The sequence below is a fragment of the Pantoea sp. SGAir0215 genome (assembly GCF_043543215.1).
Genome location: NZ_CP028031.1, coordinates 1317694 through 1333229 on the forward strand (window position 1 = coordinate 1317694; position 15536 = coordinate 1333229).

Consider the following 15536-nt stretch of genomic DNA (forward strand, 5'->3'; position numbering starts at 1 on the left):
ATGCCAAAACGTACAGATATAAAATCCATCCTGATTCTTGGTGCCGGTCCGATTGTGATCGGTCAGGCCTGCGAATTCGACTATTCCGGTGCCCAGGCCTGTAAAGCCCTGCGCGAAGAGGGTTACCGCGTCATTCTGGTGAACTCGAACCCGGCGACCATTATGACCGACCCGGAAATGGCCGATGCAACCTACATCGAGCCGATTCACTGGGAAGTGGTACGTAAGATTATTGAGAAAGAGCGCCCGGATGCGGTGTTGCCAACCATGGGCGGCCAGACGGCGCTGAACTGTGCGCTGGAGCTGGAACGTCAGGGCGTTCTTGACGAGTTTGGCGTAACCATGATCGGTGCCACGGCCGATGCGATTGATAAAGCGGAAGACCGCCGCCGCTTCGACGTGGCGATGAAAAGCATTGGTCTGGATACGGCGCGCTCCGGTATCGCACATACGATGGAAGAAGCGCTGGCGGTGGCTGCCGATGTCGGCTTCCCCTGCATTATTCGTCCGTCGTTCACTATGGGCGGCACCGGTGGCGGTATCGCGTATAACCGCGAAGAGTTTGAAGAGATCTGCGAACGCGGACTCGATCTTTCGCCCACCAACGAGCTGTTAATCGACGAATCGCTGATTGGCTGGAAAGAGTATGAGATGGAAGTTGTGCGTGACAAAAACGACAACTGCATCATTGTCTGCTCTATCGAAAACTTTGACGCCATGGGCATTCACACCGGTGACTCCATTACGGTGGCGCCCGCACAGACGCTGACCGACAAAGAGTACCAGATCATGCGTAACGCCTCGCTGGCGGTACTGCGTGAGATCGGCGTGGAAACCGGTGGCTCCAACGTCCAGTTCGCGGTGAACCCGAAAAATGGCCGTCTGATCGTCATCGAGATGAACCCGCGTGTGTCACGCTCTTCAGCGCTGGCATCGAAGGCCACCGGATTCCCGATTGCCAAAGTGGCCGCGAAACTGGCGGTAGGCTTTACGCTGGATGAGCTGATGAACGATATCACTGGGGGACGCACACCAGCCTCGTTCGAGCCGTCTATCGATTATGTCGTGACAAAAATTCCTCGCTTCAACTTTGAAAAATTTGCCGGTGCGAATGACCGTCTGACCACCCAGATGAAATCGGTGGGTGAAGTCATGGCGATTGGCCGTACTTTCCAGGAGTCGGTGCAGAAAGCACTGCGTGGTCTGGAAGTGGGAGCTAATGGTTTTGACCCGAAAGTGCATCTGGATGATGCGGAAGCGTTGACCCGCATTCGTCGTGAGCTGAAAGATGCCGGTTCGGATCGTATCTGGTACATCGCGGACGCGTTCCGTGCAGGCATGTCGGTCGATGGCGTATTTAATCTTACCAATATTGATCGCTGGTTCCTGGTGCAGATTGAAGAGCTGGTTCGCCTGGAAGAGCAGGTAGCGCGTGAAGGCATCAATGGCCTTAACGCGGATTTCCTGCGCGCGCTGAAGCGCAAAGGTTTTGCCGACGCACGTCTGGCAGCCCTGGCGGGCGTCGCGGAAGGCGAGATTCGTAAACTGCGTCAGCAGCATCATCTTCACCCAGTCTATAAGCGCGTGGATACCTGTGCGGCGGAATTTGCAACAGACACCGCTTATATGTACTCCACCTATGAAGAAGAGTGCGAAGCTCATCCTAATCAGGATCGCGACAAGATTATGGTGCTGGGTGGCGGACCAAACCGTATTGGTCAGGGCATTGAGTTTGACTACTGCTGTGTCCACGCAGCACTGGCGCTGCGTGAAGATGGCTATGAAACCATCATGGTCAACTGTAACCCGGAAACCGTGTCCACCGATTACGACACTTCTGACCGCCTCTACTTTGAACCTGTCACGCTGGAAGACGTGCTGGAAATCGTGCGCATCGAAAAACCGAAAGGCGTTATCGTGCAGTACGGTGGACAAACGCCACTGAAACTGGCTCGCGCGCTGGAAGCGGCAGGTGTGCCGGTCATTGGCACCAGCCCGGATGCCATCGATCGCGCAGAAGACCGTGAACGTTTTCAGCAGGCGGTTGACCGTCTGAGTCTGAAGCAGCCAGCTAACGCCACCGTTACCACGCTGGAGCAGGCGGTTGAAAAAGCGGCGGGCATTGGTTATCCGCTGGTGGTCCGCCCGTCTTATGTCCTGGGCGGACGCGCCATGGAAATTGTCTACGACGAAATCGACCTGAAACGCTATTTCCAGACGGCGGTGTCAGTGTCCAACGATGCGCCGGTCTTGCTGGATCGCTTCCTGGATGATGCCGTCGAAGTCGATGTGGATGCTATCTGCGACGGTGAGCGCGTGCTGATCGGCGGTATCATGGAACATATTGAGCAGGCTGGCGTTCACTCGGGTGACTCGGCCTGTTCACTGCCGGCCTACACCTTGAGTCAGGATATTCAGAATGTCATGCGTCAGCAGGTTGAAAAACTGGCGTTTGAGCTGAATGTGCGTGGCCTGATGAACGTACAGTTTGCGGTCAAAGACAACGAAGTTTACCTGATTGAAGTTAACCCGCGTGCGGCGCGTACCGTCCCGTTCGTGTCAAAAGCAACCGGCGTTCCGCTGGCAAAAGTGGCAGCCCGCGTAATGGCAGGCAAAACGCTGGCGGAGCAGGGCGTCACCAAAGAGGTGATTCCACCTTACTACTCTGTCAAAGAAGTGGTGCTGCCGTTTAACAAATTCCAGGGCGTTGACCCGATTCTGGGACCTGAAATGCGTTCAACCGGGGAAGTCATGGGCGTGGGCCGTACCTTTGCCGAGGCGTTTGCCAAGGCGATGCTGGGTGCGCAAAGCAACATGAAGAAAACCGGACGTGCGCTGCTGTCCGTTCGTGAAGGCGACAAGAAACGTATCGTTGACCTCGCGGCGAAGTTGCAGAAGTTTGGTTTTGAACTGGATGCGACGCACGGTACGGCTGTGGTACTGGGCGAGGCCGGTATTAACCCGCGCCTGGTGAATAAGGTTCACGAAGGCCGCCCGCACATTCAGGACCGCCTGAAAAACGGTGAGTACGCCTATATCGTAAATACCACAGCAGGTCGTCAGGCGATTGAAGACTCCAAGCTGATTCGTCGCAGCGCACTGCAATATAAGGTGCATTACGACACGACGCTGAACGGTGGCTTCGCAACGGCAATGGCGCTAAATGCCGATCCAACCGAAAAAGTCATTTCGGTGCAGGAGATGCATGCGCAAATCCTTGCGCATAAATAGCGCAGACTGAGCGCTCAGGCCCCTGTCGGGAGCATCTGCCATAAGCAGAGCACTTCTGGCAGGGGCTTTTTTTTGCAGTACGTCCAGTTCACATCGCATGTGTTTACACGATGTGCCTGTAAAGCTGATGCAGAGAGTGTTGTATTGCAACAGCCTGACCAGCGTGCCTTTTCTGTCTTACGCCACCATTCGCACCCCGTCTAAATGCGGCTGTGGCTCTCGGCCATGCGTCATCACAGCCCACAGGTTTAAACGGCGCTGTAATATTCCAGATCTGCTCTGAATTAGATGAAAAATTTATTTTATAAAAAATAAGAATGCTGTGTTGTCAATGGATCATCCATTTAAAAATATTAATTATAAGTTAATTTCTTTTTCATATTTAATTGGTTTTAGCTGGCTATTCATCTAATTGTTTATTTTTCTCGTTGCTCTTGTTTTTAATATTACTCGTCAGGCATCGCCCTGTTATTTTAAATCATTGCCAATAAATCAACGAAATCTAAACGGGATGCCATTATTATATAAAGTCTCGAATAACAAACTGTTCTGTTGTTGTGCTTAACTTTACAATGCGGAATTGGTTAAGGCCATGCTGTTCCGGAGTGCCGACAGGTACTGTAAACCTTTTTCGCTAATATAAGTGCGTATTTACCATGTTGATCCCCAAATTTTTCAAATGGGAGCAGTGCTCTTTTAACGACTATCAAAAAGCGTGTGATGATTTTGGGTACAACTGTGAGTCAGCGCCGGAATTTATCGCTTTCCGGATGCGCCATCAGCAGCCTTTCACGTTTTATGCCTATAAGGTGAAAGGGACTGTGGTAGGGAGCGTTTGCGTTGAAAAAGGCTGGCTCGCTAACGATGGTAAAAACCCTCAGCGTTCGCTTCCTGCGCTACTGACTCCATCAACATCCGTTTATATACCCTTTTGTCGCGACACCAAAACAAAGGTCCTTTTGCCCTTTCGTTGTAAGTCGTTGCATCATCTGCACGGTAATACGTTTCTTAATGCGTCTTATCGTTTGTTGAGCAAGAATAAAGCAGCATTGACGAAAAATCCTGCTGTCGACTTCTCACGAAAAACTGTCTCAACCCGCGAACGCGAATTAAGAAAATTCCTCGCTGATGGCGGAAGTTTGCTTAATGTAAATCATCTTGAGGGTGAGCATATTTTTGAGGTTTTCGAAGCGTTATATCGCGCGAGACGGGAGCAGCCAATTGCTGAAAGAGACATCAATAAAGCCTTTTTCCGTGAGTTCCAGCACTGCTTCAAAGGGCATATGATGTTCCTGAACAATGAGCCAATCGGGCTGCAATTACTGGTCTCTGTAAATAGCCAGGTTGGCATGTTTGTGGACTTTATCAATATTGGCTACCGGATGGACAGCAATGCGGGCGCAGTGGGGACGATGCTGATGTGGAAGAATCTTACCTCTTTGCATCAGGAGGCGTCTGATAAACAGGTTCCTCTCTATTATTCCTATGGTTCGATGTCAGGAGAGTACAAAAACAGATGGTGCCATGCTGTGCCTAATGGACGCGTCATTATCTGAAGTCAGTGCGTTGTGAGAATGCGTCTTATCTTCAATAACAGTTACCAGGCGTGCCTGTTTCTCTTACCGTTTTTCAGGAAATGACTGAGGCAAAAAAGCCGCACGATGTCTGATACGATTCCGGCAAAAGAGAGAGGTGGGTAAACAATTTAAGAAATTTGATTTAATTATTATCAAATCATGCCTGATTCGCTTTTTCGCATGAATTTATAATACAAAGTACTACCAAGTCATGCATGGCCAATGTAATATCCTGCCCGCTCATGAAGAGAGCGTAAACAGGATATTTATAACAATGAAAGCGCGTAATTTTGCACTGAGTGCAGTGGCTGCACTGTTGGCTCTGGTCACGTTTTCCAGCCAGGCTGAAATCACTCTTCTTAAACAAGACCCACAAGCAGGCGATCCCCTTAGCCGTCTCGATTTCAAATTTGGTGGCAGCATTCGCCCCCAGTTTAATCATCAAACCGGCGTCAACGATAAATCTTACAAGCGTAATGGCTTTGACGGCGGATCCCGTTTCCGTTTCAGCGCCGACTACTACCTGTTCGATGATATTAGCTGGACCAGCTACTATGAACTGGGCGTTAACATTCCGGCCGTGTTCAACTGGGATAATCACTACGCTGAAGGTGCGCACGAGACTACTCGCCGCCAGCTTTATACCGGCCTGAAAAGTAAAACCTGGGGCCAGTTAACCTTTGGTCAGCAGAACAGCGTTTATTACGATGTTGTGGGTGCCAAGACGGATATCTGGGATTACGACATGCTGGCCCAGGCGCCGGGCAACGGCATTAACGGTGATTACGATGGTTCCTACCGTTCTCGTAAACAGCTGAAATACAAAAACAGTTATGGGGCAGTCGATCTTTACGCCTCTTACCTGTTTAGCGATAACGAGTATCTGCCGGGCAACGGGCTGCGCTATAAGCGCCAGGGCGGTGGCTCGCTGGGTGTGAATTACAATATTACGCCTACCCTGGCATGGGGTACGGCCTGGAACTACACCCGCGCCAGCATGCGTAATCCTGCTACTGGCAACAGTAAAGATTACGACCAAAACATTTTTGGAACAGCATTGAGCTGGACGCCAGGTAACTGGACCCTGTCAGCAGGGGGTGGCTGGTACCAAAACTTCCTGACCACCAAACAGCGCAACGTGAATAACTATTTTGCGGATGATGCCTGGGGCATCGAATATTACGCCGGATATAAAATCCCGGTGGCGCAATATGGTGTCAAAGCCGTTCAGCCTTATGTCATGGGTGACCGTTTAGAATATGCGAATGGCCGTAACTACCAGCGCATCGACAATGGTCTGGGCGTAACGCTGTTCCTTGACTATGGTTTCCGTGTGGATTACGAACATGTCTTCACGTCCAGCACGGATAATCAGGGCGACATGAATCTGGTTCGTTTCCGCTACGATTTCTGATAATCCCAACGGCTCCGTCTGGAGCCGTTTTATTCTCTGTGTTTATCACGCACTCGCGTCATTATCTGGCGATTTAAGGGTTATAACCGCGATTTTTGCGGAGTAAAACCCTGTACAAACTCTGAAAGGCGGTGTCTATGCCGCTTTATTTAAGAAGCCCGTTCCTGCTATCGACGAAGGTTTAACCTTTACGTATCATGGCGCCTGTTTTTTTTCAGCGAGCTTTTTAACATGATTAGTCTTATCGCGGCATTAGCAGCAGATCGCATTATTGGAATGGAAAACGCCATGCCGTGGGACCTGCCTGCAGATCTGGCGTGGTTTAAGCGCAACACACTGAAAAAGCCCGTCATTATGGGCAGGCTGACTTTTGAATCGATCGGCCGGCCTTTACCGGGCCGGTTGAATATTGTGGTCAGCAGTAAACCCGGTCACGCAGAAGGCGTTACCTGGGTAACGTCGCTGGATGACGCAGTAAATGCTGCGGGTGAAGCTGAAGAGATCATGGTCATTGGCGGCGGCCGCATTTATGAACAGATGTTAGCCCGCGCTGACCGCCTTTATCTGACGCATATTGATGCTGAAGTAGAAGGGGATACCCAGTTCCCGGACTACGAACCGGATGAATGGCATTCTACCTTTAGCGAATTCCATGACGCTGACGAGCAGAATTCACACAGCTACTGCTTCGAGATCCTCGAACGACGTCGTTAATGGGGGATCGAAAAACGCCTTGTTGTTGGGACAAGGCGTTTTTATGGCGGTGGATCAGCTGGCTGACTGTTGGGGTGACAGATCGTCTGGTACAGAAAGCTGGCGGTTGGAAGGCTGAACATAATAACGCTGCGTTTCCCAGTGCAGCAGGGTCAGATTCCCACCCCAGCAGCAACCGGTATCCAGACCGATAATGCCCTCTGGTGTCCCTTTGCCTTCCAGTGATGCCCAGTGCCCAAACACAATGGTGTGATCGCGGGCAACGGGCCCTTCAATCGTAAACCAGGGTTTAAGCGGTGGCGGCGCTGATTCGGGCGCATCCTTACAAATCATATCGAGCTGTCCGTTTGGGAAGCAAAAACGCATACGGGTCAGCGCGTTAGTAGAGAAACGTAGCCGCGCCAGGCCGGACAGGGATTCGCTCCAGTTATTCGGCATGTCGCCATACATGGCATCAAGGAACAGCGGATAGCTGTCACTGGCCAGGACGGCTTCGACTTCACGCGCGCAGCGTTGCGCCGTCTCCAGATCCCACTGCGGCGTAATGCCCGCATGGCCCATCACCAGCTTCTTTTCTTCATCAACCTGCAGCAGAGGCTGCCGACGTAGCCAGTTGATCAATTCATCTGCGTCTTCCGCTTCCAGCAGTGGCGTCAGGCGATCTTTAGGTTTATTGCGGCTGATGCCGGCATAAACGGCCAGCAAATGCAAATCGTGATTGCCCAGAACCAGGCGAACGCTATCTCCCAGCGATTTGACGTAGCGTAGTACCTCCAGCGAGCCGGGCCCACGTGCGACCAGATCACCTGTCAGCCACAAGGTATCCTGACCAGGATCATAGTTCACCTGGTTTAGCAGAGCACGTAATTCATCATAACAACCGTGAACGTCGCCAATCAGGTAAGTATTCATTGTGAATTATCCAACAAAAAACAGACGCCCGTTAGTCGGGCGAAAGGCATCAGGTTCAGTGAATATGGCTTTCAACAGCCAGGCGGAAAACGGGGATGTCGACGTGAAACGTATCGCCTTGCTCATCCACCATCACATAGTGGCCCTGCATCGTGCCCATAGGCGTTTCAAGCACCGCGCCACTGGTATATTGGTATTCACTACCGGACGCAATGTGTGGTTGTTCACCGATTACGCCTTCACCCTGAACTTCTGTTTCACGTCCATTGCCGTTGGTGATCAACCAGTAGCGCCCGAGCAGTTGCACAGAGGAGCGGCCTAAATTGCGGATCGTAACGGTATAAGCAAAAACATAACGCTCTTCTTCCGGTGAGGATTGCGAGGCGACATAAAGGCTTTGGACGTGGATCGATACGCGGGCCGGTTCACTCATAGGTTACTCCTGCGGTTTATCCAGATGGTCTGCCAACCAGTTCGCTAACTGACAGTATTGCGCAACCGACACGTTTTCTGCACGCAGGCCCGTATCGATCGACAAGTCTTCCAGCGCACCCGCAGTCACCATATGGCTCAGGCTGTTACGCAGCGTTTTACGACGTTGGCCGAACGCTTCCGTGGTAATACGGCTTAAAATACGCACGTCTTTTACCGGATGAGGTGGCGTCATAAAAGGCACCAAACGTACTACCGCTGAATCCACCTTCGGAGGCGGCGTAAAAGCGTGCGGTGGCACTTCCAGCACCGGAATGACCTGGCAGTAATACTGCGCCATGACGCTCAGGCGACCATATGCTTTGCTGCCCGGACCGGCCACCAGGCGATTAACCACTTCTTTCTGCAGCATGAAGTGCATATCTTTAATCGAACCAGTATAGCTGAACAGATGAAACATCAGCGGGGTCGAAATGTTGTAGGGCAGATTACCAAAGACGCGTAGCGGCTGGCCTTTCTCTTTAGCCAGCGCGGCAAAATCAAAGGTCATGGCATCCTGCTGATAAATCGTCAGCTTAGGACCTAAAAACGGATGTGTCTGCAGGCGGGCTGCCAGATCGCGGTCAAGCTCCACAACCGTTAAGCTGTCGAGACGTTCGCCGACCGGTTCTGTCAGGGCACCGAGGCCCGGCCCAATCTCAACTAACGCTTCGTCGCGTTGCGGATGAATGGCGGAGACAATGCTGTCGATAATGTATTGATCGTTCAGGAAGTTCTGCCCGAAACGTTTACGGGCGTAGTGCCCCTGATGGACGCGATTATTCATTACTGCTCTTGATCATAGTGATGGCGAGATTAAGCGCCGTGATAAAGCTGCCCGCGTCAGCCTGACCCAGCCCGGCTAGTTCAAGCGCGGTGCCGTGATCGACTGAGGTACGGATAAACGGCAGGCCGAGGGTAATATTTACCGCGCGACCAAATCCCTGAAATTTGAGAACCGGTAAGCCCTGATCGTGATACATCGCCAGCACCGCATCGGCATGTTGCAGATATTTGGGCTGGAAAAGTGTGTCCGCGGGCAATGGGCCAGTCAGCTGAATACCCTGCTGGCGGAGTTCATTCAGGGCCGGGATAATCGTGTCTATCTCTTCCCGACCCATGTGGCCGCCTTCACCCGCATGAGGATTCAGCCCACAGACAAAAATATGCGGCTGGGCGATCGCGAATTTCTCTTTGAGATCCTGATGCAGGATGGTGATCACTTCATGCAGGCAATCCCGGGTGACGGCGTCAGCGACCGCTTTTAACGGCAGGTGCGTAGTCGCAAGCGCGACGCGTAACTGCTCTGTTGCCAGCATCATGACCACGCGGTGCGCGCCTGCTCGTTCGGCAAAGAATTCGGTATGGCCTGTAAACGGTATCCCCGCGTCATTGATCACGCCCTTATGCACAGGGCCGGTAATCAATGCAGCAAACTCACCGGACAAGCAGCCGTCGCAGGCGCGAGCCAGCGTTTCCAGTACATAGTGACCGTTGTCGACACAAAGCGTACCGGGTGTGACGGGCTGCGGGAGTTCAACGGGAAGGACGGTGAGTGTACCGGCCTGCTGGGGCGCTGGAGGCTCGGCAGAATCGTAAAGACGAAGGGTCAGAGGCAAACCCAGCAATGCGGCGCGCTGCAGCAAGAGCTGGGGAGACGCACAAACGACCAGCTCAACAGGCCAGGCCTGTTGAGCCAGTTGCACAGCCAGATCGGGACCAATCCCGGCGGGTTCGCCGGGCGTAATCACCACACGACAATCACTGCGCATTGTTATCCAGAATTTTCACGTAAGCCCCTGCACGCTGCTCCTGCATCCAGGTCTGCGCTTCTTCCGCGAACTTGCGGTTGAACAGCATGCGGTAAGCACGCTCTTTCTGGGCTGCATCCGTTTTATCAACCTGACGCGTGTCCAGCAACTGAATCAAATGCCAGCCGAAAGAGGAATGAACGGGCTGGCTAATTTCCCCTTTTTTCAGGCGTAGCAGCGCATCGCGGAACGCCGGGTCAAAGACTTCAGGCGAGGTCCATCCCAGATCGCCGCCCTGGTTAGCCGAGCCCGGATCGTCAGAGAATTGTTTTGCGGCGGCCGCAAAAGTGGTTTTACCGCTGCGGATATCGGCGGCAATTTGTTCCAGCTTCGCGCGGGCCTGATCGTCAGTCATGATCGGTGACGGCTTCAGCAGAATATGGCGTGCATGCACCTCGGTGACAGAGATGTTTTTGCTTTCGCCACGCAAATCGTTCACTTTCAGAATATGGAAGCCCACACCGGAACGAATCGGACCAACGATATCGCCTTTTTTTGCCGTGGCCAGAGCCTGAGCAAACAGCGTCGGCAGCTCTTCAATTTTTGACCAGCCCATATTGCCGCCTTTCAGGGCCTGGGAGTCAGCGGAGTAGGTAACGGCCAGTTTGCCGAAATCAGCACCGCCCTTCAGTTCGCTCACCAGCTGTTTTGCCAGTTTTTCCTGATCGTCAACCTGCTGTTGTGTCGGGTTTTCAGGCAGCGGCAGAAGAATGGTGCTGATATTCATCTCAGTCCCTTGAGTATTCTGCGCACCCACCTGTTTTGCCAGCGTATCCACTTCCTGTGGCAGGATGGTGACGCGACGGCGGACTTCGTTATTACGGACTTCAGAGATCAGCATCTCTTTACGAATCTGCGACCGATACGTGTTGTAGTCCATACCGTCATAGGCCAGACGACTGCGCAGCTGATCGAGGGTCATGTGGTTTTGAGCGGCAATATTCTGAATGGCCTGATCCAACTGCTGATCGCTGATTTGCAAACCGGCTTTATCGCCTAACTGCAGAATGATCGCGTCCATAATCTCACGCTCAAGGATCTGATGGCGTAAGGTTTTATCGTCCGGTAGCTGCTGGCCGGCCTGTTTCGCCTGAGATTTTACGGTGTTCATCATGCTGTCCACGTCACTCTCAAGGACCACGCCGTTATTAACCACAGCTGCAACTTTATCAACCACTTGTGGTGCTGCGAACACGGTGTTGGCACTGATCGCCACACCAAGAATCAGCATTCTCCAGTTCTTCATACTTTATCCATTATTGGTTCCGCACTGCGGGATTGCCTGTCAAACATCACAACATCAGAATGCACGCTGGTAAGGGATGATCCCCTGACTCAGCATCTGGCCAGTGCCCAGGCCATAATTCGAGCTCAGGCCACGTAACTCAATGTTGAATGAGATTTGGTTGTCGTACTTACTGTCGTTGTTTTCCCAACCGTTGATTTTACGTTCATATCCCAGACGAATCGCGTAGCAACACGAGCTGTACTGCAGGCCAACCAGCTGTGATGCCGGGCGATTATTGCGCGTATCGTAATAATACGCGCCAACCACCGACCAGGCATCATGAATTGGCCAACTTGCCGTGGTGCCAACCTGTGAAATCCCGTTTTTATAAATCGGGTTATTCACCAGTGAGCTGTCGTTAAGCGCAGAAGCAACATACTCCGGGCTGCTGTAACGGTAGCTCAACTGCACCATACGGTCAGCATCACGACGGTATTCCAGCACGGTATTGCCCTGCGCCACGTTATTCAGGCGGGTATCGTATTGCAGCCCGCCACGCACGCCCCAGCGTTCGCTGATCTTCCAGTACGTATCCCCGGCCCAAAGAAGACTGCCGGTATCGTCATCTTTATTGGTCTGGTTAACGCCTGTACGCGAAGGCGTGAACGAATAGATTTGACCCACAGAAACGTTAAAACGTTCAACCAGATCATTATCATAAATTCGTGTAGTCACACCGGTCGCGACCTGGTTCGCTGAGGCGATGCGATCCAGACCGCTGTAAGAGCGATCGCGGAACAGGCCGGTGTAGTCCGTTTGCAGCAGCGTGGAGTCGTAAGGATAGATGTCGCTCTGGTCCCGATACGGGATATACAGGTACTGAACCCTTGGCTCCAGCGTTTGGGTGTAACCCTGTGCCCAGTCCATATCACGATCAAATACCATGCGCCCATCAACTTTAAACTGCGGTAATGTGCGGTTGACGGAGTCTTTCAGGACACCGCTGGTAGTGCTGGTGGGGGCAAAGTTAGCGTTGTAGTAATCAACATCTTTTTGCTGATAGTGCGTGGCCAGAAATTTGGCTTCAGTATCCAGGCTGGCCCAGCTGTTTGATAACGGCAGATCGAGCGTAGGTTCAACATGTAAACGCGTGGTTTCAGGGAACTTGCTGTTTACATTGACAAATTTCACAGCCTGAGCATAGACCCGAGTGTCGAACGGACCGACATCGTTCTGGTACCAGTTCAGGTCAAGTTGCGGGAAGGCACGATAGACATTGCTGTTACTGGTATTACCAAAAATCTGGAAATCTTTGGTCGACAGGGCTGCGTCCCAGTTAGTATCCGCATAACCGACGCTGAATTTCTGTGAGGCATAGCCGTCGGTGGACGTGTAATAGGGTGACGTCAAATCGTTGAAATAGAACGGATCGCTGACTTTGGTATAGTCGGCGTTAAAGCGCCAGTGCTGGTCATATACACCGGCATGACGCCAGTAAAACAACCAGCGATCAGAACTGTCGTTCTGCGCGATTTGACGTAACGCTTTATCATTGTCGTACTGCTTGTCTGAGGCCAGATAGTCAAATTCGACCAGGCCTGCGCCCGCTTCTGTGAGGTAACGGAATTCGTTCTGCAATTGCAGACCACGTTTACTCATATAGTGCGGCGTAATGGTGGCATCGGCCTGAGGCGCGATGTTCCAGTAGTAAGGCAGAATAAACTCGAAACCGTTACTGCTGCCGTATTTGGCATTAGGGATCAGGAAGCCTGAGCGGCGCCGATCGCCCAGCGGCAACTGCAGATACGGGCTGTAAAACACAGGAACCGGGCCAAGCTTAAAGCGCGCGTTCCAGATCTCTGCCACTTCTTCCTGGCGATCCTGAATGATTTCGGACCCCGCCACGCTCCAGCTGTTACTGCCGGGCAGACAGGACGTGAAGGTGCCGTTTTCCATGATGGTGTAACGGTTTTGTCCACGCAGCTTCATTTGATCGCCTGTACCCCGCCCCTGGCGGCCGACCATCTGATAATCACCGTCCCAGACGTTAGTATCTTTGGTGTTAAGATTCGACCAGGCTTTCGGACCTTTCAGGATGACCTGATTATCGTCGTAGTGCACATTACCTAGCGCATCGACGGTCCGGACGGGCGTCGTCTGACCTTCTGGCTGGCGTTGATGAAGTTGCACCTCATCAGCCAGCATGCGGCTGTTGCCTTGGCTGACGTCTACATCACCTTTGAAAATGGCATCATCAGGATAGTTGCCTTTCACGGAATCCGAGTGAATAGTAACGGGCAACTGATTGGGATCGCCATTGACCAGAGGGCGATTATAACTCGGCACGCCTAACATACACTGCGACATTAAATCGTCGGCGAAGGCTTGCTGGCTAATGGCTGCGCCGATCAGGGTGGCCAGCAGAGTAGGTATACGTTTTTTCATACGCGGTATCGAGAATTCCATGAAAACTGGCATCATGCCGACAATCGGGTCAGAGACTAACGCACTGCCTGGCGTTGCGCCAGTGTTAATCCTTTTCTGTCCGCGCTGCCGTTAGGCGCTGAGATAAATGACAGGTATGATAATGCAATTTTCAGCCGTAAGCATGGCGAATTGAGGAGTTTATGCGCTACTGGGGAAAAGTTATAGGTCTGGTGCTGGGATTATTGTCTGGCGCGGGCTTTTGGGGAATTGTAATCGGCCTGATCATTGGGCATGGATTTGACAAGGTTCGCGGCGCACAAAGCAAGGCGTACTTTTCAAACACCCAGACCCGACAGTCACTGTTTTTCAGCACCACGTTTCAGGTGATGGGGCATTTAACCAAATCGAAAGGGCGCGTAACGGAAGCGGACATCCAGATTGCGTCTCTGTTTATGGACCGCATGCAGCTTCACGGTGAGGCGCGTACTGCCGCACAACGTGCTTTTCGTGAGGGCAAACAGGGTGAATATCCGTTGCGGACCAAACTGCGCGAATTACGCAGTGCCTGCTTTGGTCGTTTTGACCTGATTCGGATGTTTCTGGAAATTCAGATTCAGGCCGCGTTTGCCGACGGCACACTGCATCCCAACGAACGTCAGGTCCTGTACGTTATTGGTGAAGAGTTGGGCATTTCACACAGCCAGTTCGATCAGTTTCTGCGCATGATGGAAGGCGGCCAGCAGTTTGGCGGCGGCCGCAGTTATTCTCAAGGCGGTTTCCAGCAGGCACAACGCGGTCCTACGCTGGACGATGCCTGTAATGTGCTGGGCGTGAAAAGCAGTGATGATGCCACTACCATCAAGCGAGCCTATCGCAAACTGATGAGTGAGCACCATCCCGATAAGCTGGTGGCAAAAGGGTTACCGCCAGAAATGATGGAAATGGCCAAACAGAAAGCGCAGGACATTCAGTCGGCTTACGATCTGATTCGCAAAGAAAAAGGCTTTAAGTAAGTGGCGTGCGCCCCGGTGATTCATCCGCGGGGCGCGAGTCATAAACGGGCCGGTCAGAAATCGGCGGGCTGCTTGAAGGTCATCGCACTGCCAAACGCAGGATGCGTGATGGTCAGCGATTCGGCATGCAGCAGAAGCCGGCTTGCCATTGCCCTGGCTTCCGGGTGAGCATAAAACCCGTCCCCAAGTATCGGATGGCCCAGCGCCAGCATATGCACGCGCAACTGGTGCGAACGGCCGGTAATGGGCTTCAACGTGACGCGTGCGCTGTTATCGTCCCGATATTCCACCACCTGATACTCGGTTTGTGCCGACTTACCCGTCTCAAAACACACTTTCTGTTTTGGCCGGTTGGGCCAGTCACAAATCAAGGGCAAATCCACCAGGCCTTTTTCCTCTGCCGGATGTCCCCAGACCTGAGCGACATAGGTTTTGGCGGGTTCGCGCTCGCGAAACTGACGTTTTAGTTCACGCTCAGCGGCTTTCGTCAGTGCGACGACAATCACGCCGCTGGTGGCCATATCCAGCCGATGCACCGATTCGGCTTCAGGATAATCCCGCTGGATCCGCGTCATCACGCTGTCTTTGTGCGCCTCAAGTCGACCCGGCACGGAAAGCAGGCCGCTGGGCTTATTCACCACCATGATGTGCGCATCCTGATAGAGAATGTGCAGCCAGGGCTCAAGCGGCGGATTATAGGGTTCCATACATTATTCCAAAAAAGAGGGCCTTGCGGCC

General features: G+C 52.5%; 12 protein-coding genes. 5 read left to right on the forward strand and 7 right to left on the reverse strand.

What is annotated here, in order from left to right; translation table 11 throughout:
• From carB to folA, 4 genes are all read left to right on the forward strand, one after another.
• Window positions 1-3231 (forward strand): carbamoyl-phosphate synthase large subunit, encoded by a 3231-nt coding sequence (gene carB / locus C1N64_RS06190; RefSeq protein ID WP_006117641.1) that lies wholly within the window; start codon window positions 1-3, stop codon window positions 3229-3231.
• Window positions 3232-3887: 656 nt separating this feature from the next.
• Window positions 3888-4787, forward strand: coding sequence for a GNAT family protein (locus C1N64_RS06195; protein WP_205954068.1), 900 nt, complete (start codon window positions 3888-3890; stop codon window positions 4785-4787).
• 295 nt (window positions 4788-5082) lie between these two features.
• Window positions 5083-6222 carry a porin gene (locus C1N64_RS06200; protein WP_033740230.1) on the forward strand — a complete coding sequence of 380 codons (1140 nt, stop codon included), beginning with the start codon at window positions 5083-5085 and terminating at the stop codon, window positions 6220-6222.
• Window positions 6223-6453: 231 nt separating this feature from the next.
• On the forward strand, window positions 6454-6936 hold the full coding sequence (folA, locus tag C1N64_RS06205) for a type 3 dihydrofolate reductase (RefSeq protein ID WP_006117643.1): 483 nt from the start codon (window positions 6454-6456) through the stop codon (window positions 6934-6936).
• Between the two features lie 54 nt (window positions 6937-6990).
• Here folA and apaH read toward each other — a convergent pair whose 3' ends face one another.
• Genes apaH through lptD form a run of 6 tightly spaced genes read right to left on the reverse strand, consistent with a single transcriptional unit; the run spans window position 6991 to window position 13803 of the window.
• On the reverse strand, window positions 6991-7848 hold the full coding sequence (gene apaH / locus C1N64_RS06210; RefSeq protein ID WP_033740231.1) for a bis(5'-nucleosyl)-tetraphosphatase (symmetrical) ApaH: 858 nt from the start codon (window positions 7846-7848) through the stop codon (window positions 6991-6993).
• Window positions 7849-7903: 55 nt separating this feature from the next.
• Window positions 7904-8281 (reverse strand): Co2+/Mg2+ efflux protein ApaG, encoded by a 378-nt coding sequence (gene apaG / locus C1N64_RS06215; protein ID WP_006117645.1) that lies wholly within the window; start codon window positions 8279-8281, stop codon window positions 7904-7906.
• A gap of 3 nt (window positions 8282-8284) precedes the next feature.
• A complete protein-coding gene (gene rsmA, locus C1N64_RS06220; RefSeq protein WP_033740232.1) occupies window positions 8285-9106 on the reverse strand; it encodes a 16S rRNA (adenine(1518)-N(6)/adenine(1519)-N(6))-dimethyltransferase RsmA in 822 nt (273 codons plus the stop codon).
• Window positions 9099-10091 (reverse strand): 4-hydroxythreonine-4-phosphate dehydrogenase PdxA, encoded by a 993-nt coding sequence (gene pdxA / locus C1N64_RS06225; RefSeq protein WP_006117647.1) that lies wholly within the window; start codon window positions 10089-10091, stop codon window positions 9099-9101. The genes rsmA and pdxA overlap by 8 nt, the downstream gene beginning before the upstream one ends.
• Window positions 10081-11376: a peptidylprolyl isomerase SurA gene (surA, locus tag C1N64_RS06230; RefSeq protein WP_054634509.1), complete on the reverse strand. Its 1296-nt coding sequence runs from the start codon at window positions 11374-11376 to the stop codon at window positions 10081-10083. Before surA ends, pdxA begins: the two co-directional genes overlap by 11 nt.
• A 54-nt stretch (window positions 11377-11430) precedes the next feature.
• The gene (gene lptD, locus C1N64_RS06235; RefSeq protein ID WP_164482942.1) at window positions 11431-13803 is read right to left on the reverse strand and encodes an LPS assembly protein LptD; all 2373 of its coding nucleotides are present in this window, start codon (window positions 13801-13803) and stop codon (window positions 11431-11433) included.
• A gap of 182 nt (window positions 13804-13985) precedes the next feature.
• On the opposite strand from lptD, the gene djlA reads away from it, so the two are divergent.
• Window positions 13986-14798, forward strand: a complete 813-nt coding sequence (gene djlA / locus C1N64_RS06240) for a co-chaperone DjlA (protein ID WP_006117650.1) — start codon at window positions 13986-13988, stop codon at window positions 14796-14798.
• Window positions 14799-14851: 53 nt separating this feature from the next.
• On the opposite strand, the gene rluA is transcribed toward djlA, so the two are convergent.
• Window positions 14852-15505: a bifunctional tRNA pseudouridine(32) synthase/23S rRNA pseudouridine(746) synthase RluA gene (rluA, locus tag C1N64_RS06245; protein ID WP_006117651.1), complete on the reverse strand. Its 654-nt coding sequence runs from the start codon at window positions 15503-15505 to the stop codon at window positions 14852-14854.
• Between the last annotated feature and the right edge of the window lie 31 nt (window positions 15506-15536).